Raw genomic sequence first — 24,214 nt, 5'->3', positions numbered from 1 at the left:
GTAAAAGCTGATGAAATCAGCGTAGTAGAGCCCACTCAACCACTGCGTCTTGCTCGACAATCCAAAGACAATTGAGATGCTAGGACTTTTGTCCCAATCTCTTTTTATGTAGCTATTACAGAATAGAATAGTGATCCGTTGTAGGTAAAAGCTATATTCTATTTCACGTTTTAGTTCATTTATCACTAAATAAAAATATCATATAAATAAACTAATTTTTTAAAAAAATAGGCTAGAGTTTGAAATATTTTTCACAAAAGAGTATACTGTTAGCATAGTTTTGTCGGATATTTATAATAGACCCCATCAAAACTTGTTGTCAACCCTTGCTGTTCTGATAGGAACGTTTGCTGGTATCGTTGATACCAAGGAGGAATCATATGTCTAAAGTAGCTATTGTCACAGGTGCTGGTCAAGGAATCGGTTTTGCAATCGCAAAACGTTTGGTGCAAGATGGCTTCAAGGTCGGAGTATTGGACTACAATGCTGAAACAGCTGAAAAAGCAGTTGCTGAGTTATCAGCAGATCATGCTTTTGCAGTCGTAGCTGATGTGTCTAAACAAGAAGAAGTGGCTGCAGCTTTCCAAAAAGTTGTGGATCATTTCGGAGACTTAAACGTCGTCGTTAACAACGCTGGTGTTGCGCCAACTACACCACTTGATACAATTACTGAAGAACAATTTACACGTACATTTGCTATTAATGTTGGTGGCGTGATTTGGGGTGCACAAGCAGCTCAAGCTCAGTTCAAAGCACTCGGTCATGGTGGAAAGATCATCAATGCGACTTCACAAGCAGGTGTTGTAGGTAACCCTAACTTGACTGTTTATGGTGGTACTAAATTTGCAGTTCGTGGTATCACACAGACTTTGGCGCGTGACTTGGCAGATTCAGGCATCACTGTCAATGCTTATGCACCAGGTATTGTTAAGACTCCAATGATGTTTGACATTGCTCATGAAGTTGGGAAGAACGCAGGCAAAGACGACGAATGGGGTATGCAAACATTCGCTAAAGATATCACTTTGAAACGTCTTTCTGAACCAGAAGATGTAGCAGCGGCTGTCAGCTTCCTTGCTGGACCTGACTCAAACTACATCACAGGTCAAACCATTATCGTGGATGGTGGAATGCAGTTCCATTAAGATAAAAAACAGAGGTTGGGATCAACATCCTAACCTCTTATTTTGTGCGTTCACAATAAAAGAAACAGAGATCAAAAAAACCACTCCCAAAAGGGAAGTGGTTTTGTGTTGGTTCTTATTTGAGACCGTATTTTTTGTTGAAACGATCCACACGTCCATCTGCTTGAGTGAACTTTTGACGTCCAGTGTAGAATGGGTGTGAGTCTGATGAAATTTCAACACGGATCAATGGGTAAGTTTCACCTTCGAATTCAACTGTTTCGCTAGAGTATTTAGTTGAACCGCTGAGGAACTTGTAACCAGTAGTAGTGTCCATGAAGACAACAGGGCGATATTCTGGATGGATATCTTTTTTCATTTTGCAATATTTCCTTTCTGCCATGGTCTCTTTCCGAGCCATAGATTGTTACTAAGCTAGTTTACCAAATTTCCAGGATCTTGACAAGTATTTTCACTAATTTTATTTAAAATAATGATCAAAAAAATCACCCTGGCTAAGCCAAGGTGAATCTAATCTTATTATTGTTCAGATTGATTTGGATCTTTTGGTGCTTCAACTGGTTGATCAGCTTGTCCCTCAGTGTGTTCGTGTGTTTCTTTTTTGATTTCATTTACAGCAGTTTTTACAGTAGAAGTTGTCACGCGTCCAACAGATTGGGCAAATCCTTTACCAGATTCAGCAAGTTCTTCGAAGGTTCCTTTTGTGATTTTACCACCTGACATCGCCAAGAGACCAGTTACAACAATAGCGATGCTTGCAATTAAAGCAAGGATCAAACCAAAGCCAATTGAAACGCCATAACCATTGAAGTCAACAGCGTATTTGTTCACACCGAAGACATCGATCAATGTTACGATAGTTGAGAGAGCTCCTGCTACGATAACACCAATTGCAAAACCTTTTGGTAGTGAAGATTTTACATCGTTCAAGCAAGCAAGGACAATCGCAACGACTGCGAAGATAATAACGAACCATCCATCTCCGCGAAGGCCATTCCAGCTGTATGAACCAAAGGCACCAGCATTCAGGCTTGCCCATGGCAAGAAAGAGCTAAGAATCGCTACCGCAGCAGAGATAATGATAAACAAACGATTTTTTTCCATAATAAGTCTCCTTAAAATTTATTAGCTTTATTTTACCATAAGAAATATCAAATGAAAACCCCGTGACCAAGATAAAAAGGCTGAGAAACCGTTCTCAGCCTTCGTTTGTGCGTGCCACTTCTTGTAGCTCTTTGTAGATTTGGTCGTTTTCCTCAAGAGAGTAGGAGTTGGCTCCACTCGCTAGTGGATGGCCACCACCGTTATGGCGTTTAGCAATTTCGTTGATCACTTTGCGTTTGCTACGCATCCGGACACGGAAGTGACCGTCGGCCTGCTCAACAAAGATAGCCCAAACAGATACGGTATCGATGCGTCCAGGAGCTCCGACAATTGCAGCAGTCTCTGAATCACGTAGATCAAATTTCTTCAAGAGTTCTTGTGTTAGGGTCACACGCGCAGCGCCATGTTCATCGATCTCGAGATGGTCGTAGACATAGCCTTGAAGCTTAGCCGTCTTGAGATTGATCGTATCCATTTGACGAGCAAGGGCAGTAAAATCAAAAGGAATGCTTCGAAGATAGGCAGCGATCTCAAAGGTCCGAGTTGAAGTAGCAGGATAAAGGAAGCGACCCGTATCGCCGACAATCCCTGCATAGAGGAGACGCGCAGCACTAACCGGGAGTTCGAGATCCAATTCCTTAGCAAAAAGTGCGATTAACTCACTGGTAGAGCTAGACTCAGTATCGACCCAGAGCAGATCGCCATAAGCATCGTCATTTGGGTGGTGGTCGATCTTGATCAGGAAATCACCGTTCGTATAGCGCTTGTCATCGATGCGGGGAGTATTGGCCGTGTCACAGACAATCACCAAAGCTCCAGCATAGTCCTCATCTTTGACTTCATCCATTTCAGCAAGCCAGGTCAAGGTCGGTTCATCATAGCCAGTTGCCAAGACCCGCTTTTGAGGGAAGTGCGCACGCAGGAGATCCCTCAAGCCCACCTGGCTACCAATCGCATCCGGATCCGGATTCTGATGACGGTGGATAATAATCGTGTCATAAGCTTGAATTTTTTCAAGAATTTCATTCATTACGTTCATACATTACCTCATTTTCTCTGTCAATTTTAACATAAGAAAGGCCCATCCAGCAAGCATTTATCACTAATTAGGAGCTATGGAAGCGGTTTTACAGAAGTTCATTATTTTGGTAGAATGGATGGATATGATGAAAGAAATCAAACAATCAGCTAAAAGAAAACGATGGTTAGAATTTCCAAAAACAATTGTAGTAGTGTTGATCGTAATGCTTATTGCAGTATTCCTAAGTAGTTGTAGTAACAATCAACCGGCATTGAATGTTTTAAAGAAAAAGCAATTTATTATGATTAAAATGGGAGATTCTACCGATGAGCATTTTGAGGTTGGGTTGGACCTTGAGAAAAAGGAATATTACTATAATGATGAAACTGCAGTGAAAGACGATACAGTTTATGGTGGATATAAAGAGGACTGGGATCGTAAACAGTATTACAAATCTGCTGTAAATGAAGAATTATCATCAGTTCTATTAAGTAAGAAAATTACTACTGATGAAATTAAGAAGTCCAACTATCAAATTACTGGCTCACCGAAAAGATTTGTGGATGAAAAATTGATGAAAGAGGAATATCCGCCAGAATTTGAGGCGATTTATTTAAATAAAAAACTTCAATTCACCAAGGTTTGTATCACCTACAACAAAGAATTTCTACCAACAAAAATTGAGTGGTACTATAAGGGTGAAGAAGGACTAAAATGGTACACTTGGCGCACATATTCGTATCCCTTCAAAAATAAGTCTGATTTTGATAAGAGATTGGATGAAGAAATCGAAGATATTAAAGCAATTCAAGAAGAGAACAAGGGCGATTAGGTTGAATCGGTCCTAATTCTTGAAACGTGTCCCTTCTTTCACCTTATCGGGAAAGGTTTCGTGCAAAATGCTTGAAAAAGTGGTATAATACGGGAAATAGCTTTTGGGAGGAAATTATGACTGTAGCGAAGATTGTTTTTGCTAGTATGACCGGAAATACTGAAGAAATTGCTGATATCGTAGCGGACAAATTCCGTGATCTTGGTGTCGAAGTAGATGTGGATGAGTGTACAACTGTGGATGCGGAGGACTTCCTTGATGCGGATATCGCAGTGGTAGCGACCTATACATACGGCGATGGAGAGCTTCCAGATGAGATCCAAGATTTCTACGAAGATTTGGCTGGCCTTGATCTCAAAGGCAAACTTTACGGTGTGGTAGGATCAGGTGATACCTTCTACGATGAATTCTGTAAAGCAGTTGATGATTTCGACCGTTGCTTCGCTGCGACTGGTGCTGAAAAAGGCTCTGAGTGTGTCAAAGTTGATTTGTCAGCAGAAGACGAAGACATTGAAAAATTAGAAGCCTTTGCAGAAGAACTCGTAGCAAAAGCAAATTAATGACAAAGAGGATGGATCGATGGATTACAGCCTCGATTTATATCCAAAATAAAGAGGAGACACATGGATTTAGATCAGATTCGTAAGGACATTGACCAGATCGATCAAGAGCTTGTAGCCTTGCTGGAAAGACGGATGGTCTGTGTCGGTCAGATTGTAGAATATAAGGAGCAGCAGGGCTTACCTGTGCTCGATCAGGGAAGGGAGAGAGAAGTGCTTGAGAAAGTCGGCTCTCTCGTGACGGATGAGCAGTATCGGGCGACCATTCAAGCCCAGTTTCAAGATATGATGAAGCGCTCGAGAGACTTCCAAGAGGAGGTGAGGGCGCGTGACTAGTCTATCGATCAAGCAAAAAGCACAACAGTATGTGGTCCTAACAGGGATGGCGCTTTTCATTGGTCTCTTGGTTGGTGCCATTGACATGATTTTTGGTCAAGGTCTTCTCCTGATTGGAGATGTCCGAAGCCAGCATTGGCCCTTGATTCTTTTTCTGGCCCTAGCGGGGCTTGTCATCGTTTATCTTTATAAACGTTTTGGTGGCAAGGCTTCAAAAGGGATGGGCCTCATCTTTGATGTCGGACACGCGCGTGAGGAGAAAATCCCCTTGGTCTTGGTGCCTTTGATCATGCTGACGACCTGGATGAGCCACCTCTTTGGTGGTTCGGTCGGTCGGGAAGGCGTAGCGGTCCAGATCGGAGCGACCCTTTCGCATCGTTTTGCGCGTCATATCAAGATTCCAGATGCTTCGCGTATCTTTCTCATGACCGGGATGGCAGCCGGTTTTGCGGGTCTCTTTCAGACGCCACTGGCAGCAACCTTCTTTGCTCTTGAAGTCTTGACAGTTGGGGAGTTGCAGTTGATGGCTCTCTATCCAGCGCTCATTGCCTCAATCGTGGCTAGCTTCACCTCTCATGCCCTTGGCTTGGAGAAATTTGCTGTGCCACTAAAAGAAACGCTGAGCTGGACACCAGAGACCTTGATCAAAGTTGCCCTTCTTGGCCTAGCTTTTGGTCTCGCTGGGAAACTCTTTGCTGTTAGCCTTTCCTGGTTGAAGAAAACAGTCGCTCAAGTCTTGCCTAATCCTTATACCCGGATAGCCCTTATAGGGGCTGGACTCAGCTTGGTCCTCTTGACCCTCCAGCTGACCAAGGTCGGCACTTATAGTGGACTTGGAACCAATCTGATTGATGTAGCTTTTCATCAGGGGAGTGCCCATAGTTATGACTGGATCTTGAAGCTCCTCTTTACCGTGGTGACCATCTCAGCTGGATACCAAGGGGGAGAAGTGACACCGCTCTTTGCGATCGGAGCTACGCTTGGAGTCTTTCTCGCTCCTATGCTGGGCTTACCAGTCTTAGTCGTGGCCGCTATTGGTTATGCCAGTGTCTTTGGCAGTGCGACAACGACCTTGCTCGCACCGATCTTGATCGGAGGAGAAGTCTTTGGCTATGCCAATCTGCCATTCTTTGTCATTGCTTGCGCCATCGCCTATTGCCTGCCAAAAGAGTGGAGCATTTATTCCGGCCAAAAAGTTGCGAAAAAGTAGAGAAAAGAGCTTTACAAACCTGAAATTATCTGATATGATAGTTTCTGTGCGTAATGGAAGCACAAAAATACAGTTTATCCGCTGAGGGAGGTCCCTCAAGATTGACGAAGATAGGAGAATAAAATGAATCCATTAATCCAAAGCTTGACTGAAGGTCAACTTCGTACTGATATCCCTGCATTCCGTCCTGGTGACACTGTTCGTGTACACGCGAAAGTTGTCGAAGGATCTCGTGAACGTATCCAGATCTTTGAAGGCGTTGTTATCGCTCGTAAAGGTCAAGGACACACTGAAATGTACACTGTTCGTAAAATCTCTAACGGTGTCGGTGTTGAACGTACATTCCCAGTACACACTCCACGTGTAGAAAAGATTGAAGTAGTACGTTACGGTAAAGTACGTCGTGCGAAATTGTACTACCTTCGTGCATTGCAAGGTAAAGCAGCTCGTATTAAAGAAATCCGTCGTTAAGACGAACAAGGAGGCGGGAGTGATCTCGCTTCTTTTTTTATCGGTCCCCTTAGTTCAATGGATATAACAACTCCCTCCTAAGGAGTAGTTGCTGGTTCGATTCCGGCAGGGGACATAAAGTAAAAGGAACTCGTGCATGCGAGTTCCTTTTTGTGTAAGAAAGAAGTCAAAAATAGATGGAATATCTCCATATAATGAATTGATTTTTGAGGAAGGAAGGAGTAAAATGTAGTTAATATAATGACTAATTAGGGATAGATGAAAATAGGCACAAAAAAAGCACCGAATCGGTGCGCACTTTTTCAAGTTGGATACGGACAAAGCCTTATTTTAACTTGCTGTGTTGTTTCGAATAATCCCAACACCATTATTCTACAACTTTATCATCGCAAATGCAAGACATAAAGGAGAAAATTATGAAAAAACCATATTCAATTGGCTTAGATATCGGTACAAATAGCGTAGGCTGGGCAGTTATCACAGATGATTACAAGGTTCCAGCAAAAAAAATGAAGGTTCTTGGGAATACCAACAAGGAGTCTATTAAGAAAAACTTAATAGGTGCACTTCTTTTTGATGCAGGAAATACTGCTGCAGATCGTCGGTTAAAAAGAACTGCCAGACGTCGCTATACAAGACGTCGGAATAGAATTTTGTATTTACAGGAAATATTTGCTGAAGAAATGAATAAAGTGGATGAGAGTTTTTTCCATCGCTTAGATGATTCATTCCTAGTTCCTGAAGATAAGAGAGGAAGTAAATATCCAATTTTTGGAACCTTAGAGGAGGAGAAAGAGTATCATAAACAATTTCCAACCATTTATCATTTGAGGAAGATTCTTGCAGATTCGAAAGAGAAAGTTGATTTGCGTTTAATCTATTTAGCTTTGGCACATATTATTAAATATCGTGGGCATTTCTTGTATGAAGACTCATTCGATATTAAAAATAATGATATTCAAAAAATCTTTAACGAATTCACAAGTCTCTATGATAACACTTTTGAGGAAAGTTCACTTAGCAAAGGAAATGCACAGGTAGAAGAAATTTTTACCGATAAGATTAGTAAATCTGCTAAAAGAGACCGTGTCCTAAAACTATTTCCTGATGAAAAATCAACGGGTTTATTTTCTGAGTTTTTAAAATTAATTGTTGGGAATCAAGCTGATTTTAAGAAACATTTTGACTTAGAAGAAAAAGCTCCACTACAATTTTCTAAGGATACTTATGAAGAGGACTTGGAAAGTTTGTTGGGGCAAATTGGGGACGTTTATGCTGATCTTTTTGTTGTGGCTAAAAAACTCTATGATGCCATACTACTAGCAGGTATATTATCTGTTAAAGATCCTGGGATAAAGGCTCCACTATCTGCTTCTATGATAGAACGTTATGACAATCATCAAAATGATCTTTCAGCATTAAAACAATTCGTAAGAAGAAATCTTCCAGAAAAATATTCGGAAGTTTTTTCAGATGATTCTAAAGATGGATATGCTGGATATATTGATGGAAAAACTACTCAAGAAGGATTTTACAAATATATCAAAAATCTCATTTCTAAAATTGAAGGAGCAGAGTATTTTCTTGAAAAAATTGAACGTGAAGATTTTTTGAGAAAACAACGTACTTTCGATAATGGTTCAATTCCTCATCAAATTCATCTTCAAGAAATGAATGCCATTCTCCGGCACCAAGGAGAATATTATCCATTCTTAAAGGAGAACAAAGATAAAATTGAACAGATCCTAACATTCCGTATTCCTTATTATGTAGGCCCATTGGCACGTGGCAATAGTGATTTCGCTTGGCTGACTCGAAACTCTGATGAAGCAATCCGACCATGGAATTTTGAAGAGATGGTTGATAAATCAAGTTCTGCTGAAGACTTCATCCACAGAATGACTAACTATGACCTGTATTTGCCAGAAGAAAAAGTTCTGCCTAAGCATAGTCTTCTGTATGAAACTTTTACAGTTTATAATGAGTTGACAAAGGTGAAATACATTGCTGAAGGGATGAAAGACTATCAATTTCTTGATAGTGGACAGAAGAAGCAAATTGTCAATCAATTATTCAAAGAGAAAAGAAAAGTAACTGAAAAAGACATCATTCATTATCTACACAATGTTGATGGCTATGATGGAATCGAACTAAAAGGAATTGAAAAACATTTTAACTCTAGTCTTTCTACTTATCATGATTTGCTCAAGATTATCAAAGATAAAGAGTTTATGGATGACCCTAAAAATGAAGAGATTTTTGAAAATATCGTCCATACTCTCACAATCTTTGAAGATCGAGAGATGATTAAACAACGCCTTAATCAGTATGATTCTATCTTTGATGAAAAAGTGATCAAAGCACTAACTCGTCGGCATTATACTGGTTGGGGAAAACTTTCTGCTAAACTGATTAACGGTATCCGTGATAAAAAAACCAGCAAAACGATTCTTGATTATCTGATTGATGATGGTTACAGCAATCGTAACTTTATGCAGTTAATTAATGATGATGGACTTTCTTTCAAAGAAACTATCCAAAAAGCACAAGTCGTTGGTGAGACCAATGATGTGAAGCAAGTTGTCCAAGAACTTCCAGGAAGTCCTGCCATTAAAAAGGGAATTTTACAAAGTATTAAAATTGTTGATGAACTTGTCAAGGTTATGGGCCATGCTCCGGAGTCTGTCGTAATTGAAATGGCGCGTGAAAATCAGACTACTAATAAAGGAAAAAGTAAGTCACAACAACGCTTGAAGACACTCTCAGATGCTATTTCTGAACTCGGAAGTAATATTCTAAAAGAACATCCAACGGATAATATTCAACTTCAAAACGACCGTCTCTTCCTTTACTATCTACAAAATGGGAAAGATATGTATACTGGAGAAGCTCTTGATATCAACCAATTGAGCAACTATGATATTGACCACATCATTCCACAGGCCTTTATAAAGGATGATTCTCTTGATAATCGTGTTTTAACTAGTTCAAAAGATAATCGTGGTAAATCCGATAATGTTCCAAGTCTTGAAATAGTTGAAAAGATGAAAGGTTTTTGGCAACAATTATTAGATTCTAAATTGATTTCAGAACGTAAATTCAATAATTTAACCAAGGCTGAACGAGGTGGATTAGATGAACGTGATAAAGTTGGTTTTATCAAACGCCAACTAGTTGAAACACGACAAATCACAAAACATGTTGCACAGATTTTAGATGATCGCTTCAATGCAGAAGTGAATGAGAAAAACCAAAAGCTTCGTAGCGTTAAAATCATCACTTTGAAATCAAATCTAGTTTCCAACTTCCGTAAAGAATTTGGATTATATAAGGTACGGGAAATCAATGACTACCACCATGCACATGATGCATACTTAAATGCAGTGGTAGCTAAGGCTATTCTTAAGAAATATCCTAAACTAGAGCCTGAATTTGTCTATGGTGACTACCAAAAGTACGATCTTAAGAGATACATTTCAAGAACCAAAGATCCTAAAGAAATTGAAAAAGCAACAGAAAAGTATTTCTTCTATTCAAATTTATTAAATTTCTTTAAAGATAAAGTATATTATGCGGATGGCACTATCATACAGAGAGGAAACGTTGAATACTCTAAAGATACTGGCGAGATTGCTTGGAATAAAAAGCGTGATTTTGCTATTGTCCGTAAAGTACTTTCTTGTCCACAAGTGAATATTGTTAAAAAAACTGAGGAGCAAACTGGAGGATTCTCTAAAGAATCTATATTACCTAAAGGGAATTCTGATAAGCTAATTCCAAGAAAAACTAAGAATATTCAATTAGATACTACGAGATATGGTGGTTTTGATAGCCCTGTTATTGCTTATTCGATTCTATTAATTGCTGATGTAGAAAAAGGAAAATCAAAAAAATTAAAAACTGTTAAGTCTTTAATTGGCATCACTATTATGGAAAGAGTTAAATTTGAGGCAAATCCAGTTGCTTTCCTTGAAGGTAAAGGGTATCAAAATGTTGTTGAAGAAAATATCATACGGTTACCTAAGTATAGTTTGTTTGAGCTTGAAAATGGGCGGAGACGGATGCTGGCAAGTGCCAAAGAACTTCAAAAAGGAAATGAAATGGTGCTTCCATCGTATTTAATAACCTTACTTTACCATGCTAAAAGAATTCAGAAAAAAGACGAACCAGAACATTTGGAATATATCAAGCAACATCATAGTGAATTTAATGATTTATTAAATTTTGTATCTGAGTTTTCACAAAAATATGTACTTGCAGAGTCCAATCTAGAGAAAATTAAAAATTTATATATAGATAATGAACAAACTAATATGGAAGAGATTGCAAATTCATTTATCAATCTGTTGACCTTCACTGCATTTGGTGCCCCTGCAGTCTTTAAATTCTTTGGAAAAGATATTGAAAGAAAACGCTACTTAACTGTTACGGAAATTCTTAAAGCTACCCTCATCCATCAATCTATCACAGGACTTTATGAAACTCGGATCGACCTGAGCAAATTAGGAGCAGAGTAATGGGCTGGCGTACAGTAGTAGTAAACACTCATTCTAAATTAACCTATAAAAACAATCATTTAATTTTTAAAGATGCATCTCGGACGGAACTAATCCATCTGTCCGAGATTGATATCTTAATTCTTGAAACAACTGATATAGTTTTGTCGACCATGCTTGTAAAACGGCTTATTGATGAGAATGTGTTAGTGGTCTTTTGTGATGATAAAAGACTTCCAACTGCCCATTTAATGCCTTATTATGGACGCCATGATTCAAGTTTACAATTATCTAAACAGATTTCTTGGAATGAAGAAACTAAAGGTTTTGTGTGGACAAGCATCATTTCTCAAAAGATATTGAATCAAGCAATATATTTAGGATGTTGTAGTTTTTTTGAAAAATCACAATCTATCATAAAGTTATATGACGGGTTAGAAATTTTTGATCCAAATAATCGAGAAGGACATGCTGCACGAATATATTTTAATACCTTATTTGGGAATGATTTTAGTCGTGAACTGGATAATGATATCAATGCTGCATTAGATTATGGTTATACTTTATTATTAAGTATGTTTGCGCGTGAGATTGCGTTATCAGGATGTATGACTCAGTTAGGATTGAAGCATGCGAATCAGTTTAATCAATTTAACCTTGCAAGTGATATTATGGAGCCGTTTCGGCCAATTATTGATCGTATTGTATATGAAAATAGAGGCTCAGAATTTGTAAAGATCAAAAGAGAATTATTCTCGATATTTTCAGATACTTTTCAATATAATGATAAAGAAATGTACTTAACGAATATTGTCAGTGATTATACGAAGAAAGTCATTCAGTCATTAAATAATCCTGAGAAAGGAGTTCCTGAGTTTAGGATATGAGTTATCGATATATGCGAATGATTTTAATGTTTGATATGCCAGTTGAAACAGCAGAGGAGAAGAAAGCCTACCGTAAATTTAGGCAATTTCTGATTGATGAAGGATTTATAATGCATCAGTTTTCCATTTATAGCAAGTTGTTGCTAAATAATTCAGCAAATAATGCAATGATTGAACGATTAAAAAACCATAACCCTAAAAAAGGGAGTATTACATTGCTGACAGTTACGGAAAAACAGTTTTCCCGTATGATATATTTATGCGGTGAAAGAGATACAAGTGTAGCAAATTCAGATTCACGTTTAGTATTTTTAGGAGAGGAATTTTCAGATGAAGATTAATTTCCCTATATTAGATGAGGCAATAACAATAACAAATGCTACCTTCTTAGCCCTTGAAGATCAGCAAGTATTTTCAGACCTTGTGAAGCAATTTTATCAATACAATGGTGATAGTGATTTAAAGATATTTGACTCTCGTCTGATATCATTAAAAGAATCCGAACTTCTGGTAATAACTGATATTTTAGGCTATAATTTAAATTCAACTTCCATGCTAAAATTGATACATGCGGATTTAGAAAATCAATTGAATGAAAAACCAGAAGTGAAGTCAATGATAGAGAAATTAGTTGTGACGATCACTGAATTATTAGCTTATGAGTGTTTAGAAAATGAATTGGATCTAGAATATGATGAAATCACTATCCTAGAGTTGATCGAAGCATTAGGTGTTAAAGTAGAAACAATAAGCGATACTGTATTTGAAAAGTGCATGGAAATTGTACAGGTTTTCAAATATCTATCAAAAAAGAGACTCCTTGTTTTTATAAATGTAGCTGCTTACTTATCAGAGAAAGAAATTGAAAGTTTAATAGAATATATTGGATTAAATCAATTATCTGTCTTATTTTTAGAACCAAGGCAAGTCTACAATTTTCCGCAATTTATACTAGATAAAGATTATTTCTTAAATGCTGAAAATATGCTATAATAGCAGTAATAACGGGATTCAGACGGACTGAAGTCTAGCTAGGACGAATAGCGCGATTACGAAATTTCGAAAGAAAAATCATTCTACGAGGTTTTAGAGCTGTGTTGTTTCGAATGGTCCCAAAACTGATGTTAAAAATCCTGAAGATGCTGTAGTGTTTTAGAGCTGTGTTGTTTCGAATGGTCCCAAAACAGTACTGCCTCAGGAGCTTTAGCTGGTGCTGTTTTAGAGCTGTGTTGTTTCGAATGGTCCCAAAACATAACATTCTAGGATCAGACAGGTCAGAATGTTTTAGAGCTGTGTTGTTTCGAATGGTCCCAAAACATAACATTCTAGGATCAGACAGGTCAGAATGTTTTAGAGCTGTGTTGTTTCGAATGGTCCCAAAACAGCTACTTCATACAGTTATGTACAGCTTGTGTTTTAGAGCTGTGTTGTTTCGAATGGTCCCAAAACTTTGGATCCTAGATAATCCTGTTACACCTCGTTTTAGAGCTGTGTTGTTTCGAATGGTCCCAAAACTCTAGGATCCAAACTCCTTGAAACTTCCCTGTTTTAGAGCTGTGTTGTTTCGAATGGTCCCAAAACTTCCACTTGAGAAATGGCTTTGGGCTTTACGTTTTAGAGCTGTGTTGTTTCGAATGGTCCCAAAACTATGGAACAATGTGACAAAGTTATTCTATTGTTTTAGAGCTGTGTTGTTTCGAATGGTCCCAAAACCTCATCGACCACGATCACGTCGAACCAGTCGTTTTAGAGCTGTGTTGTTTCGAATGGTCCCAAAACTCGCCTTGCTCGTTAAGTTGGTAAACATACGTTTTAGAGCTGTGTTGTTTCGAATGGTCCCAAAACGTGCTCTTTCTCAATACGTAAATGGGGTACGTTTTAGAGCTGTGTTGTTTCGAATGGTCCCAAAACTGGTCTGACTGATACACTAGCTACGCGCTTGTTTTAGAGCTGTGTTGTTTCGAATGGTCCCAAAACACTAAGGTCAATACCTTGAACACTACCATTGTTTTAGAGCTGTGTTGTTTCGAATGGTCCCAAAACCAGATTCTTGGGAGATAATTGAAAGAAAATCGTTTTAGAGCTGTGTTGTTTCGAATGGTCCCAAAACAATGCGAATAACATTTAAAACAGCACCGTTGTTTTAGAGCTGTGTTGTTTCGAATGGTCCCAAAACTAAAGAAATCATCGAAGAGATGCGTTTCTTGTTTTAGAGCTGTGTTGTTTCGAATGGTCCCAAAACTTGGCTATCACTCACAGCTTGCAATCTATCGTTTTAGAGCTGTGTTGTTTCGAATGGTCCCAAAACGCCTAGTCATTTAATCGCTACGGAAGTTATGTTTTAGAGCTGTGTTGTTTCGAATGGTCCCAAAACAAGATCTGAAATCAATCGGACTTACTCTTTGTTTTAGAGCTGTGTTGTTTCGAATGGTCCCAAAACTGACTTGAGTCATTGACTGTGAAGATGTCTGTTTTAGAGCTGTGTTGTTTCGAATGGTCCCAAAACTAGTCATTCGTAAAGTTGGTAACACCATTCGTTTTAGAGCTGTGTTGTTTCGAATGGTCCCAAAACACTTTCTTTTCAAAATGAATCAAACTATTCGTTTTAGAGCTGTGTTGTTTCGAATGGTCCCAAAACCGATAATCTACGAGGAAAGAAATTCGGTCTGTTTTAGAGCTGTGTTGTTTCGAATGGTCCCAAAACCCTGTGATCCCAGATGACAATACTACGTATGTTTTAGAGCTGTGTTGTTTCGAATGGTCCCAAAACAGGAAGCGCAAGCGACAATCCAGACCAATCGTTTTAGAGCTGTGTTGTTTCGAATGGTCCCAAAACAATGGTAATAGATGAATACTATCGATTAGTGTTTTAGAGCTGTGTTGTTTCGAATGGTCCCAAAACATTGAAATTATGACACACAAGCGAACATTTGTTTTAGAGCTGTGTTGTTTCGAATGGTCCCAAAACATTGGCTGATGGGTATGCTTACAGGAGCAGGTTTTAGAGCTGTGTTGTTTCGAATGGTCCCAAAACCAATGTATTGTTTGCATTCTTCGTTTTGGTGTTTTAGAGCTGTGTTGTTTCGAATGGTCCCAAAACAGTGAATCGATCAAATTAGTTGCAGCGTCTGTTTTAGAGCTGTGTTGTTTCGAATGGTCCCAAAACCTGTCCAAATTTGGTTCAATAGTTCAAGCCGTTTTAGAGCTGTGTTGTTTCGAATGGTCCCAAAACACAAGATGGATTAGTAATCACCGTCCACAAGTTTTAGAGCTGTGTTGTTTCGAATGGTCCCAAAACTTTTGTTCCAAACTCCGGGGTTTAAAGATTGTTTTAGAGCTGTGTTGTTTCGAATGGTCCCAAAACCCGATATTAGACGTTACGCCTGTGTTCATTGTTTTAGAGCTGTGTTGTTTCGAATGGTCCCAAAACGTCGGTCAAGCTACCGCGGACAGCACAGCCGTTTTAGAGCTGTGTTGTTTCGAATGGTCCCAAAACATCAACCCTTGAAGAAAGCATGGAACTCACGTTTTAGAGCTGTGTTGTTTCGAATGGTCCCAAAACAGCATGATTTAATAAAGGTGTAGGGTACTTGTTTTAGAGCTGTGTTGTTTCGAATGGTCCCAAAACAACCGTTGAGTTACCCAGCAACCTATCATAGTTTTAGAGCTGTGTTGTTTCGAATGGTCCCAAAACCTATCTCTAGTTGTGTTTCGAGATTGTCATGTTTTAGAGCTGTGTTGTTTCGAATGGTCCCAAAACTATTCCGTCAACACATAAAACACATATTTCGTTTTAGAGCTGTGTTGTTTCGAATGGTCCCAAAACGCGACCGACTTGATCTCTAAAGACTTTTGAGTTTTAGAGCTGTGTTGTTTCGAATGGTCCCAAAACACCTTTTGAGCTAACTCCCTAACCACTATTGTTTTAGAGCTGTATTGTTTCGAATGGTCCCAAAACCCAACAGCGACTACGACTACTTTCCAGACAGTTTTAGAGCTGTGTTGTTTCGAATGGTCCCAAAACAAAAACCTACAAAGGAAAAAGGTAAACGCTGTTTTAGAGCTGTGTTGTTTCGAATGATCCCAAAATAAGAAAAATAAAAGATGATGGTATAGAAGCTCGTTACATTGAGCTTCTTTTTCTTGAGAAAATTAAATAATAATTTTACAGACTTTTAGGTCATTAATTGATTCTCACCTTCACTTTTTCTTTGACTCACCTTTCTTATTTTTCTAAAATAGTAGGTATGTGAAGGGAGATTGATATGAAAAAAGGTTTGGTAATTGTGCTTTCTGCTTTGGTCTTGGCTTCGTGTGGTCGTCCTCAGAGGACGGTGTCGCCTAAGAGTTCGGATACCAAGCAGACCAGCACTTCGGAAAAGAAACAGTCTGGTATGGATTTGAAAGCCATTAAGGCTAAGGACTACTCGAGTATCAAGGGGACTTGGATCGATGGTCGTGGTAATGAGCTGGTCTTTGATGACAAGGGCTTGGTCAGCGAGGATGTCGAGCTTGATGCATCGAGCTTTAAGCAGAAGGACCAGATCGCTGAGATGACGGTTAGTGCCAAGTCGGGTGTTGGAGGCTACGGTCTCTTGCTCCTTCCAAAAGGTCAGAAAGCAGGCAAAGACGATGCTTCGGATAAGTCCAAGGATCGGATCTGGGCTGGTCAGTCACCTGCTTATGGTGATGATGATAATTTCTACTATCGCAAGAAAGAGCAACCGAAAGATCGGGAGCAAGCTGATACGGACGATAGCAGTAGTACGACAAAGACGAGTAAGGCCAAGAAGTGGAATACTCGCTCGGATGGTGAGGTCAAGTCTTCGAAGAAGGCAGACCAGAATGATTATCCAGGCTACACTGCTACTCAGGTTGAAGCTGCTCGTGTCTGGGCTTATGTGATCAAGAACGTGCCATCAGAGTTAAATATTTCAAATAGTGCAGCTGGAACAAAGATTTATAATGGTGGCTTAGGCGTTGATTATCCAAAAGATGTGCGTCATCTGTTTGGTTCATATTCAGCTGAAGGAAATATCACTTATGCATCCAACGGTGATGGAACGGTAACGATCTATCCTGTTCCGAGTCATTGGCAACAGTCTGCGGATGAGCTTAATAGTGAAGAGTTTATGACGCAATTTACCCAAGGGATCTTGGATCATGCTGAAACTGTGACATTGCCAGACGGGGATCCAGATTTGATTCGTCAGATTCTTGCAGTACTGAAGTAAGAGTGATTATGCTAAAATAATATTAGATAATAATTTTTTAAACTATTAAAGATCTAATTAGTTATAAGGTTATAAAATTAAAGGTTTGGAACATCTTTTACAGGAAGCTTATGCAATTTTGGTCAATTACAGGTCGTTTTCTACTTGTAAAAATAAAAGGAGAAAATCTATGAAAAAAACTATGTTTGCAACAATGACCATTCTCTCGCTATTTCTGTCATCGTGCGCGCAAAAAGAAGTGAAGAATGAAGACAAAAAAGAGCAGTCTACTGAACAGAATGTAAAAGATTCTACAAAGGAAAGTAAAGAATCAGTGGTCAAAGGAATGAATCAAGCCCCTACCTCATTGGTTGGAAATGAAAAACCTAATGTAGTATTTGCTTATATGCTTCAAAATCAAATCAATGGCGAAATTGAGATGGCGAAAGTGTATTATAATGAAGAGTATGTGATCCTTGTCTTCTCTGTATCAGAAAATATGCTATCTTTAGCAAATATAAATCCAAAAGATTATTGTAAGACGCTTTTTGATTTAAAAGAAGAAATAGTAAAGCAATACAATGCAACTCAAAACACACCAAGCAGTATAAAACTTAAAATATATGATAAAGATGAGAAGCTCTTGGCGACGGAGGAAAATGGAGCGTTGGTGATTAAGTAACTAAATTTAGTCAACCATTTGTCGCCATCTACGTTTTATATTTTTCTCACTAATCCACATTTATTGTTTTTTTAAGCTGATCCTGTTACAATGATACTACACGAAAAAGACTGGTATCCCAGCCTTTTTCATTTCACAATAGAAAGGTCTTTTATGAAACGCAAATCGATTTTGTTTCTCTATTTACTCTTGCTAGCGATCGGCCTAGCCTATGAGACCCAGTCGCTGACGGAAGGCTGGATGTCTGGTAGTCAGTACGGGATTGTGGGACTTTCTACCCTGATCCTTTTGGTCTATGCGCTTCCTGCTGTTTGGGCTCTCTTTCATTTTGCTAAGAAGTGGAAGTTGTCTTGGGTACCGGTTCTCTTTTCTTTATTAGGAGGGGGCTTTGTTGCCGGTTGGTTGTCTAGCTTTGCCAATACCTATTTCCATGACATGATTCAAGCGATCGCTCCAAATAGCGACTTTTGGAACCAGTACGAGAGTGCCATCGCTGCGCCGCTCTTTGAGGAACCCTTTAAGTTGATTCCAATCTTCTTTGTCCTCTATTTGTTCAGTGTCCGTCGCATCAAGTCGATCTTCCTCTTGGCGATTGCCTCTGGTCTTGGTTTCCAGATCGTCGAGGACTTTGCCTATATCCGTCAGGATCTGCCGGAAGGTTTCTCTTACACGGTGTCAGGGATTCTCGGTCGTGTGGCCAATGCGCCCATGTCTCACTGGGTCTACACAGGTCTTGTCATGCTGGGGCTCTTCCTAATTGTCCAAGCAAGCAGAGGACGCAAGGATTTACGTCTAGCAGGCTGGGGATACTTAGTAGCTGGGTTTGGACTCCATTTTGTTGGCAATTCACCCTTCTCACAAATCGTGACCGAGTTGCCGATTGCGATTCCAGTCTTGAATGCTACAGGGCTCTTCCTGATCTACCAAGCTTATCAAACCGTTGAGCGATTAGAACAAGCAAAATAAGAACAAAAAATGCGTATGTGTGCACACATACGCATTTTTGTTATTTTGGACACATTGTTTTTCTAGTTTTGAATAAACTGGGTGATCCTATAGCTGTAAAATAAAAGTTATTTTGAAAGAAATATTTGAGAGTATCCGCAGTGAGAAAAGTTTCTAAGAGTATATGATCTTAAAATGGATTTATTTTCCAAGACAGAACTGGCTGAAGAGTTGGGTGATGAGCTCATCTGGAGCAGCATCCCCTGTGATTTCTCCGAGAATTTCCCAGGTGCGGGTGAGGTCGACTTGAAGCAGGTCTACCGGCATACCGAGGGCCAAGCCTTCGTTGACCGCTTGCAGGCTTTCAACAGCTTTTTCGATGAGGGAGATGTGACGAGCATTAGAAAGATACGTCGCATCTTGCTCAACCAGCCCAGCATTTTCGAAGAAGAGGGCGTTGATCCGTTCTTCAATTTGATCGATGTTTTGATTTTTCAGAACGGAAATTTTGATATGATCTTCCGGCAGTTGGTCGATTTCGATCTTCTCTGGGAGGTCGACCTTATTGAGGAGAATGATGCGGTTGCTATCTTGTGAGATTTCAAGGAGTTGGCGATCTTGATCGGTTAAGGGTTCGCTAGCATTGAGGACGAGGAGGACTAGATCAGCTTCCTTGAGGGCTTTTTTCGACCGTTCGACACCAATCTGCTCAACTATGTCTTCGGTTTCCCGGATACCAGCTGTATCGACTAGTTTGAGGGGAACCCCATTGATGTTGACGTATTCCTCGATAACGTCACGGGTGGTTCCTTCGATATCGGTCACGATGGCTTTTTCTTCACGAAGAAGATTATTGAGGAGGCTCGACTTGCCGACGTTTGGGCGGCCGATGATAGCAGTAGAGATCCCTTCACGCAAGATCTTACCGCGACGGGCGGTCTTGAGGAGGTTGGTCAAGAGGGCTTCAAATTCTGTTGTCTTTTCACGGATGATCTCAGTCGTTGCTTCTTCGACATCATCGTACTCAGGATAGTCGATATTGACTTCGACCTGGGCTAGGGTATTGAGGATCTCTTGGCGCGTGTTGTTGATGAGGTCAGACAGGGAACCATCTAGTTGCTTCACGGCGATGTTCATAGCCTTGTCGGTCTTGGCGCGGATAATATCCATGACGGCTTCTGCCTGGGTTAAATCGACCCGACCGTTCAGAAAGGCCCGCTTGGTAAATTCACCAGGTTCAGCCAAACGAGCTCCTTCACGGATGACCAATTGCAAGATTTCGTTAGTCACAGCAATCCCGCCGTGGGTATTGATCTCGATGATGTCTTCACGGGTGAAGGTCTTCGGCGAGCGCATGGCTCCCACCATGACTTCGTCAAGAATCTCGTTCTTATCTGGATCTACGATATGGCCGTAGTTGAGCGTGTGGCTCGCTACCTTGCTTAAATCTTTCCCTTTGAAGATCTTTTGCGCAATGGCAAAGCTGTCTGTCCCGCTCAAGCGGACAATCCCGATCGCCCCCTCACCGAGAGGAGTCGAGATGGCAGCGATGGTATCAAATTCTTTAGTAATCATGTCATTTCTCTTTTCCTGTAGATTCATCTCTATTCTATCGTAAAGTCAGCAGACGGGCAAGGTTTTAAAACTTTTGAAAAGTAAACTTTTATCTATTAAAAAATATTAAGAGAACTTAATTGAAGAAAAGTCATTAAAAAAACTTTCCTTATGTGAGTTCGGACGTCAGCGAACTTCTTCGAAGTTCCATGACTAATTATTGAGCCTAAGGTCTCAATAATTCCGTGTGCCTAGAACTTAATTGATCTAGGCACTTTACTCACGGCGGAAAGTTTCATAAATAACTTAAATAATTGATAAGATTAAATTGTTCTTATTTTGTTAAAAACACTTGCTAAGCATTCTAAATTGCTTATTTTATTTACTAATCATAGCAAGATTAAATAATAAATTTTCAGTTGTTGAATCATCAGAATGATCATTTGATTCCTGGTATTGCCCGAATTTTGATATTGTTTGCCATCCATCAGCTTTTAAATATGTACTGGTTGAATTGAAAACTTCATCAGCTAATGAATTAAATTTATCCTTTTTAAAATAAACTAATGAGGCGGCTATACTACCATCCCAAGCCCTAAAAACAACATCTTTATCTGGTTTTGAATCAGCATGGATAACATCGTAAATTGAATCATTAAAGTTTTGAATTGCATTTTCATCACTGATAGAGCTATTTAAATCAATGCTAACAATATAAATGTCATTTTCTGAATCATATTTAAAGTCAGTGAAATCTGTAGTGGAGATATAATCTTCAAATGATTTTGGTTCTGAGGAGTTTTTTGAACAAGCAAATAAAAATAATAGTGCAGAAAATATTGTAAGAATGTAAATAATCTTTTTCATAGTTCTCACCCGTTTATTAATAGTTATTAATTTAATTAAGTATAACAAATTTTAAAGAATATAACAACATAATATGTTCTATCGTAAAGTCAGCGGACGGGCAAGGTTTTGCTTTTAGAACTATAACTTGGAAAGGTTTTCAATTAATTAGTGAAATCTCTTACAGAATATGCTATACTGTAATAGAATATAAAAGGAGGTCTATGATGGTAAACCTAAAAGAACAGGTAGGAATTAAAGCGGCTGAGTTTGTCAAAGACGGCATGATTGTCGGTCTCGGTACAGGGTCAACTGCTTATTATTTTGTGGCTGAATTGGGTCGTCGCATCAAAGAAGAAGGCTTGCAGATCACAGCTGTCACAACTTCGAGTGTGACCTATGATCAGGCTGAAAGTTTAGGCATCCCGCTCAAGGCTATCGACGATGTCAAAGTGGTCGATGTGACAGTGGATGGCGCAGATGAAGTGGATCCTCAATTGAATGGGATCAAAGGTGGCGGTGGTGCTCTCCTCATGGAAAAGATCGTCGCAACCAATTCAAAAGATTGCATTTGGATCGTGGATGAATCCAAACAAGTCGCAACTCTTGGGGCATTCAAACTTCCAGTGGAAGTAGTGCAATACGGGGCTGAAAATCTCTTCCGTCACTTTGAGCAAAAAGGTTACCATCCTGCTTTCCGTCTCGCGGATGACCAACGTTTTGTCACCGACCAAGGTAACTTTATCATTGACTTGGATCTCAAGGTAATCGAGGATGCAGAAGCTCTAGCCAATGAATTGGATCACACCGTAGGCGTCGTAGAGCACGGTTTATTCTTGAACATGATTTCAAAAGTGATTGTAGGGACACCAGATGGCCCTGTCATCATTGAAAAATAGAGAGTGGGACAGAAATCGGTCATTCGTTAGAATTCGATTTCGTTGTCCCACCTCCGCACAGTTGAGTAGGGCTGTAAAAGCTGATGAAATCAGCGTAGTAGAGCCCACTCAACCACTGCGTCTTGCTCGACAATCCAAAAATAATTGAGAGGCTAGGACTTTTGTCCCAGCCTCGGATCTAACACGGCTCTCTTCTTATAGGGATATGGTATAATATAGCTAGTTTAATAAAGGAAAGAGGCAGTATATGTCAAAATTTAAACGCATGCACTTAGTTGTGCTGGATTCAGTTGGGATCGGTGCTGCACCAGATGCCAATAACTTTGTCAATGCAGGAGTTCCAGATGGAGCATCTGATACTTTAGGCCACATCTCTAAAACAGTCGGTTTGAATGTACCAAACATGGCGAAAATCGGTCTTGGGAATATTCCTCGTGAAGTACCATTGAAGACTGTGCCAGCTGAAAGCAACCCAACTGGGTATGCGACAAAATTGCAAGAAGTCTCTCTTGGGAAAGACACCATGACTGGTCACTGGGAAATCATGGGGCTCAACATTACAGAACCTTTTGATACTTTCTGGAATGGTTTCCCTGAAGAAATCTTGACTAAAATTGAAGAATTCTCAGGACGTAAGGTCATCCGTGAAGCCAACAAACCTTATTCTGGTACAGCGGTCATCGATGACTTTGGACCACGTCAAATGGAAACTGGTGAATTGATCATTTATACATCAGCAGATCCTGTCCTTCAAATTGCAGCTCACGAAGACATCATTCCTTTGGATGAACTCTACCGTATCTGTGAATACGCTCGTTCCATCACTTTGGAACGTCCAGCTCTTCTTGGTCGAATCATTGCCCGCCCTTATGTTGGAGAACCTGGAAACTTTACACGTACAGCCAACCGTCGTGACTTGGCTGTTTCACCATTTGCGCCAACTGTTTTGGACAAGTTGAACGAAGCGGGTATCGATACTTATGCAGTTGGTAAGATCAACGATATCTTCAACGGAGCTGGTATCAACCACGATATGGGCCACAACAAATCAAATAGCCACGGTATGGATACCTTGATTAAGACCATGGGACTTCCTGAGTTCCAAGAAGGCTTCTCATTTACCAACTTGGTAGACTTTGATGCTCTTTACGGTCACCGTCGCAATGCTCACGGCTACCGCGATTGCTTGCATGAATTTGACGAACGCTTGCCAGAAATCATTGCAGCGATGCGTGAAGATGACCTCTTGATGATCACTGCAGACCACGGGAATGACCCAACCTATGCTGGTACAGACCATACGCGTGAATACATTCCATTCTTGGCTTATAGCCCATCCTTCAAGGGCAATGGTGTGATTCCAGTCGGACATTTCTCTGATATCTCTGCGACAATTGCAGATAACTTTGGTGTTGAAAAAGCCATGATCGGTGAAAGCTTCTTAGACAAATTGAACTAAGATGACACGCTTCGCTCTCCTCGTAAGAGGGATCAATGTTGGCGGGAAAAACAAGGTCGTGATGGCAGAACTTCGAGAGGAGCTTCAAACGATCGGGCTGGATGGGGTAGAGACCTACATCAATAGTGGCAATATCTTCTTTGAATCAGCAGGTTTTAAAGAAGAATTGGTAGATTTGCTGGGACATTTCTTTCGTGATCACTACCCCTTTATCCAGTCTTTTTCTCTCTTTTCAGCTGAGGACTATGCGCAAGAACTCGCTGCTCTACCAGCCTGGTGGCAGGAGGATCTGGCCCGCAAGGATGTTCTCTTTTACACAGAAGGCCTCGATCAGGATGCTGTCTGGGAGCTGGTCTCTTCTTTTTCGCTCGGTGATGAAATCATCCATCGTGGGAATCTAGGGATCTACTGGGGCAAATACTCAGAAGAGACCTATACAAAGACCGCTTACCACAGACAAGTCCTCAAGATGCCGGATTACCGTTTGTTGACCATTCGCAATGCCAATACATTTGACAAAATTGGCCAATTTTTAAGGAAATCATAAAGGAGAT

The 24,214-nt window shown here is 39.9% G+C and carries 21 protein-coding genes, 1 tRNA gene and 1 CRISPR repeat array; of the genes, 17 read left to right on the top strand and 5 right to left on the bottom strand.

Annotation, left to right across the window (positions count from 1 at the left end; genetic code table 11):
- Positions 1-380 precede the first annotated feature (380 nt).
- A complete protein-coding gene (locus NFR56_RS06920) occupies positions 381-1,145 on the top strand; it encodes a (S)-acetoin forming diacetyl reductase (protein WP_049515143.1) in 765 nt (254 codons plus the stop codon).
- Positions 1,146-1,260: 115 nt separating this feature from the next.
- On the opposite strand, the gene NFR56_RS06915 is transcribed toward NFR56_RS06920, so the two are convergent.
- From NFR56_RS06915 to NFR56_RS06905, 3 genes are all read right to left on the bottom strand, one after another.
- On the bottom strand, positions 1,261-1,503 hold the full coding sequence (locus NFR56_RS06915) for a type B 50S ribosomal protein L31 (protein WP_003016441.1): 243 nt from the start codon (positions 1,501-1,503) through the stop codon (positions 1,261-1,263).
- 161 nt (positions 1,504-1,664) lie between these two features.
- Entirely contained in the window at positions 1,665-2,249 is a 585-nt protein-coding gene (locus NFR56_RS06910; protein WP_155199012.1) for a lantibiotic ABC transporter permease, read from the bottom strand.
- Positions 2,250-2,343: 94 nt separating this feature from the next.
- On the bottom strand, positions 2,344-3,288 hold the full coding sequence (locus NFR56_RS06905; RefSeq protein WP_251458276.1) for a DHH family phosphoesterase: 945 nt from the start codon (positions 3,286-3,288) through the stop codon (positions 2,344-2,346).
- 76 nt (positions 3,289-3,364) lie between these two features.
- Here NFR56_RS06905 and NFR56_RS06900 point away from each other — a divergent pair, with 76 nt between their 5' ends.
- From NFR56_RS06900 to NFR56_RS06840, 13 genes are all read left to right on the top strand, one after another.
- The gene (locus NFR56_RS06900; RefSeq protein WP_239665665.1) at positions 3,365-4,102 is read left to right on the top strand and encodes a hypothetical protein; all 738 of its coding nucleotides are present in this window, start codon (positions 3,365-3,367) and stop codon (positions 4,100-4,102) included.
- A 116-nt stretch (positions 4,103-4,218) separates the two neighbouring features.
- Positions 4,219-4,662: a flavodoxin gene (locus NFR56_RS06895; RefSeq protein ID WP_003007049.1), complete on the top strand. Its 444-nt coding sequence runs from the start codon at positions 4,219-4,221 to the stop codon at positions 4,660-4,662.
- 63 nt (positions 4,663-4,725) lie between these two features.
- Complete coding sequence (locus tag NFR56_RS06890; protein WP_045759363.1) at positions 4,726-4,998, top strand: chorismate mutase; 273 nt, start codon at positions 4,726-4,728, stop codon at positions 4,996-4,998.
- A gap of 46 nt (positions 4,999-5,044) precedes the next feature.
- Positions 5,045-6,208 (top strand): chloride channel protein, encoded by a 1,164-nt coding sequence (locus tag NFR56_RS06885; protein ID WP_251458279.1) that lies wholly within the window; start codon positions 5,045-5,047, stop codon positions 6,206-6,208.
- A gap of 123 nt (positions 6,209-6,331) precedes the next feature.
- Positions 6,332-6,679, top strand: a complete 348-nt coding sequence (gene rplS / locus NFR56_RS06880; protein WP_003003254.1) for a 50S ribosomal protein L19 — start codon at positions 6,332-6,334, stop codon at positions 6,677-6,679.
- 43 nt (positions 6,680-6,722) lie between these two features.
- Positions 6,723-6,794: transfer RNA gene (locus NFR56_RS06875), tRNA-Arg, on the top strand.
- A gap of 301 nt (positions 6,795-7,095) precedes the next feature.
- The gene (gene cas9, locus NFR56_RS06870) at positions 7,096-11,196 is read left to right on the top strand and encodes a type II CRISPR RNA-guided endonuclease Cas9 (protein WP_251458273.1); all 4,101 of its coding nucleotides are present in this window, start codon (positions 7,096-7,098) and stop codon (positions 11,194-11,196) included.
- Entirely contained in the window at positions 11,196-12,062 is an 867-nt protein-coding gene (gene cas1, locus NFR56_RS06865) for a type II CRISPR-associated endonuclease Cas1 (RefSeq protein WP_251458269.1), read from the top strand. Before cas9 ends, cas1 begins: the two co-directional genes overlap by 1 nt.
- A complete protein-coding gene (gene cas2 / locus NFR56_RS06860) occupies positions 12,059-12,403 on the top strand; it encodes a CRISPR-associated endonuclease Cas2 (protein WP_065427741.1) in 345 nt (114 codons plus the stop codon). The genes cas1 and cas2 overlap by 4 nt, the downstream gene beginning before the upstream one ends.
- The gene (gene csn2 / locus NFR56_RS06855) at positions 12,393-13,055 is read left to right on the top strand and encodes a type II-A CRISPR-associated protein Csn2 (RefSeq protein WP_251458266.1); all 663 of its coding nucleotides are present in this window, start codon (positions 12,393-12,395) and stop codon (positions 13,053-13,055) included. The genes cas2 and csn2 overlap by 11 nt, the downstream gene beginning before the upstream one ends.
- A 90-nt stretch (positions 13,056-13,145) precedes the next feature.
- Positions 13,146-16,152: a CRISPR direct-repeat array (repeat unit 36 nt; unit sequence GTTTTAGAGCTGTGTTGTTTCGAATGGTCCCAAAAC).
- A 175-nt stretch (positions 16,153-16,327) separates the two neighbouring features.
- A complete protein-coding gene (locus NFR56_RS06850; protein WP_251458263.1) occupies positions 16,328-17,296 on the top strand; it encodes a YdeJ family lipoprotein in 969 nt (322 codons plus the stop codon).
- 169 nt (positions 17,297-17,465) lie between these two features.
- Positions 17,466-17,957 (top strand): hypothetical protein, encoded by a 492-nt coding sequence (locus NFR56_RS06845; RefSeq protein ID WP_251458260.1) that lies wholly within the window; start codon positions 17,466-17,468, stop codon positions 17,955-17,957.
- Between the two features lie 153 nt (positions 17,958-18,110).
- Positions 18,111-18,923, top strand: a complete 813-nt coding sequence (locus tag NFR56_RS06840; protein ID WP_251458258.1) for a PrsW family glutamic-type intramembrane protease — start codon at positions 18,111-18,113, stop codon at positions 18,921-18,923.
- A gap of 180 nt (positions 18,924-19,103) precedes the next feature.
- On the opposite strand, the gene mnmE is transcribed toward NFR56_RS06840, so the two are convergent.
- Positions 19,104-20,477, bottom strand: coding sequence for a tRNA uridine-5-carboxymethylaminomethyl(34) synthesis GTPase MnmE (mnmE, locus tag NFR56_RS06835; protein ID WP_251458241.1), 1,374 nt, complete (start codon positions 20,475-20,477; stop codon positions 19,104-19,106).
- 357 nt (positions 20,478-20,834) lie between these two features.
- Positions 20,835-21,323, bottom strand: a complete 489-nt coding sequence (locus tag NFR56_RS06830; protein ID WP_251458237.1) for a sporulation protein — start codon at positions 21,321-21,323, stop codon at positions 20,835-20,837.
- A 206-nt stretch (positions 21,324-21,529) separates the two neighbouring features.
- Between NFR56_RS06830 and rpiA the strand changes: the two genes are divergently transcribed.
- The 3 genes from rpiA (at position 21,530) to NFR56_RS06815 (ending at position 24,207) form a co-directional block, all read left to right on the top strand.
- Positions 21,530-22,201: a ribose-5-phosphate isomerase RpiA gene (rpiA, locus tag NFR56_RS06825; RefSeq protein ID WP_251458234.1), complete on the top strand. Its 672-nt coding sequence runs from the start codon at positions 21,530-21,532 to the stop codon at positions 22,199-22,201.
- Positions 22,202-22,448: 247 nt separating this feature from the next.
- Positions 22,449-23,660 carry a phosphopentomutase gene (locus NFR56_RS06820; protein ID WP_049506518.1) on the top strand — a complete coding sequence of 404 codons (1,212 nt, stop codon included), beginning with the start codon at positions 22,449-22,451 and terminating at the stop codon, positions 23,658-23,660.
- A gap of 1 nt (position 23,661) precedes the next feature.
- Positions 23,662-24,207, top strand: coding sequence for a DUF1697 domain-containing protein (locus NFR56_RS06815; RefSeq protein WP_251458231.1), 546 nt, complete (start codon positions 23,662-23,664; stop codon positions 24,205-24,207).
- The last annotated feature ends 7 nt before the right edge of the window (positions 24,208-24,214 follow it).

Source organism: Streptococcus caecimuris, assembly GCF_943193075.1.
In the GTDB taxonomy this organism is placed as follows: Bacteria; Bacillota; Bacilli; order Lactobacillales; family Streptococcaceae; genus Streptococcus; species Streptococcus caecimuris.
Note: the sequence above shows the minus strand (reverse complement) of the source record. Positions and strands in the feature narration are given on the sequence as shown.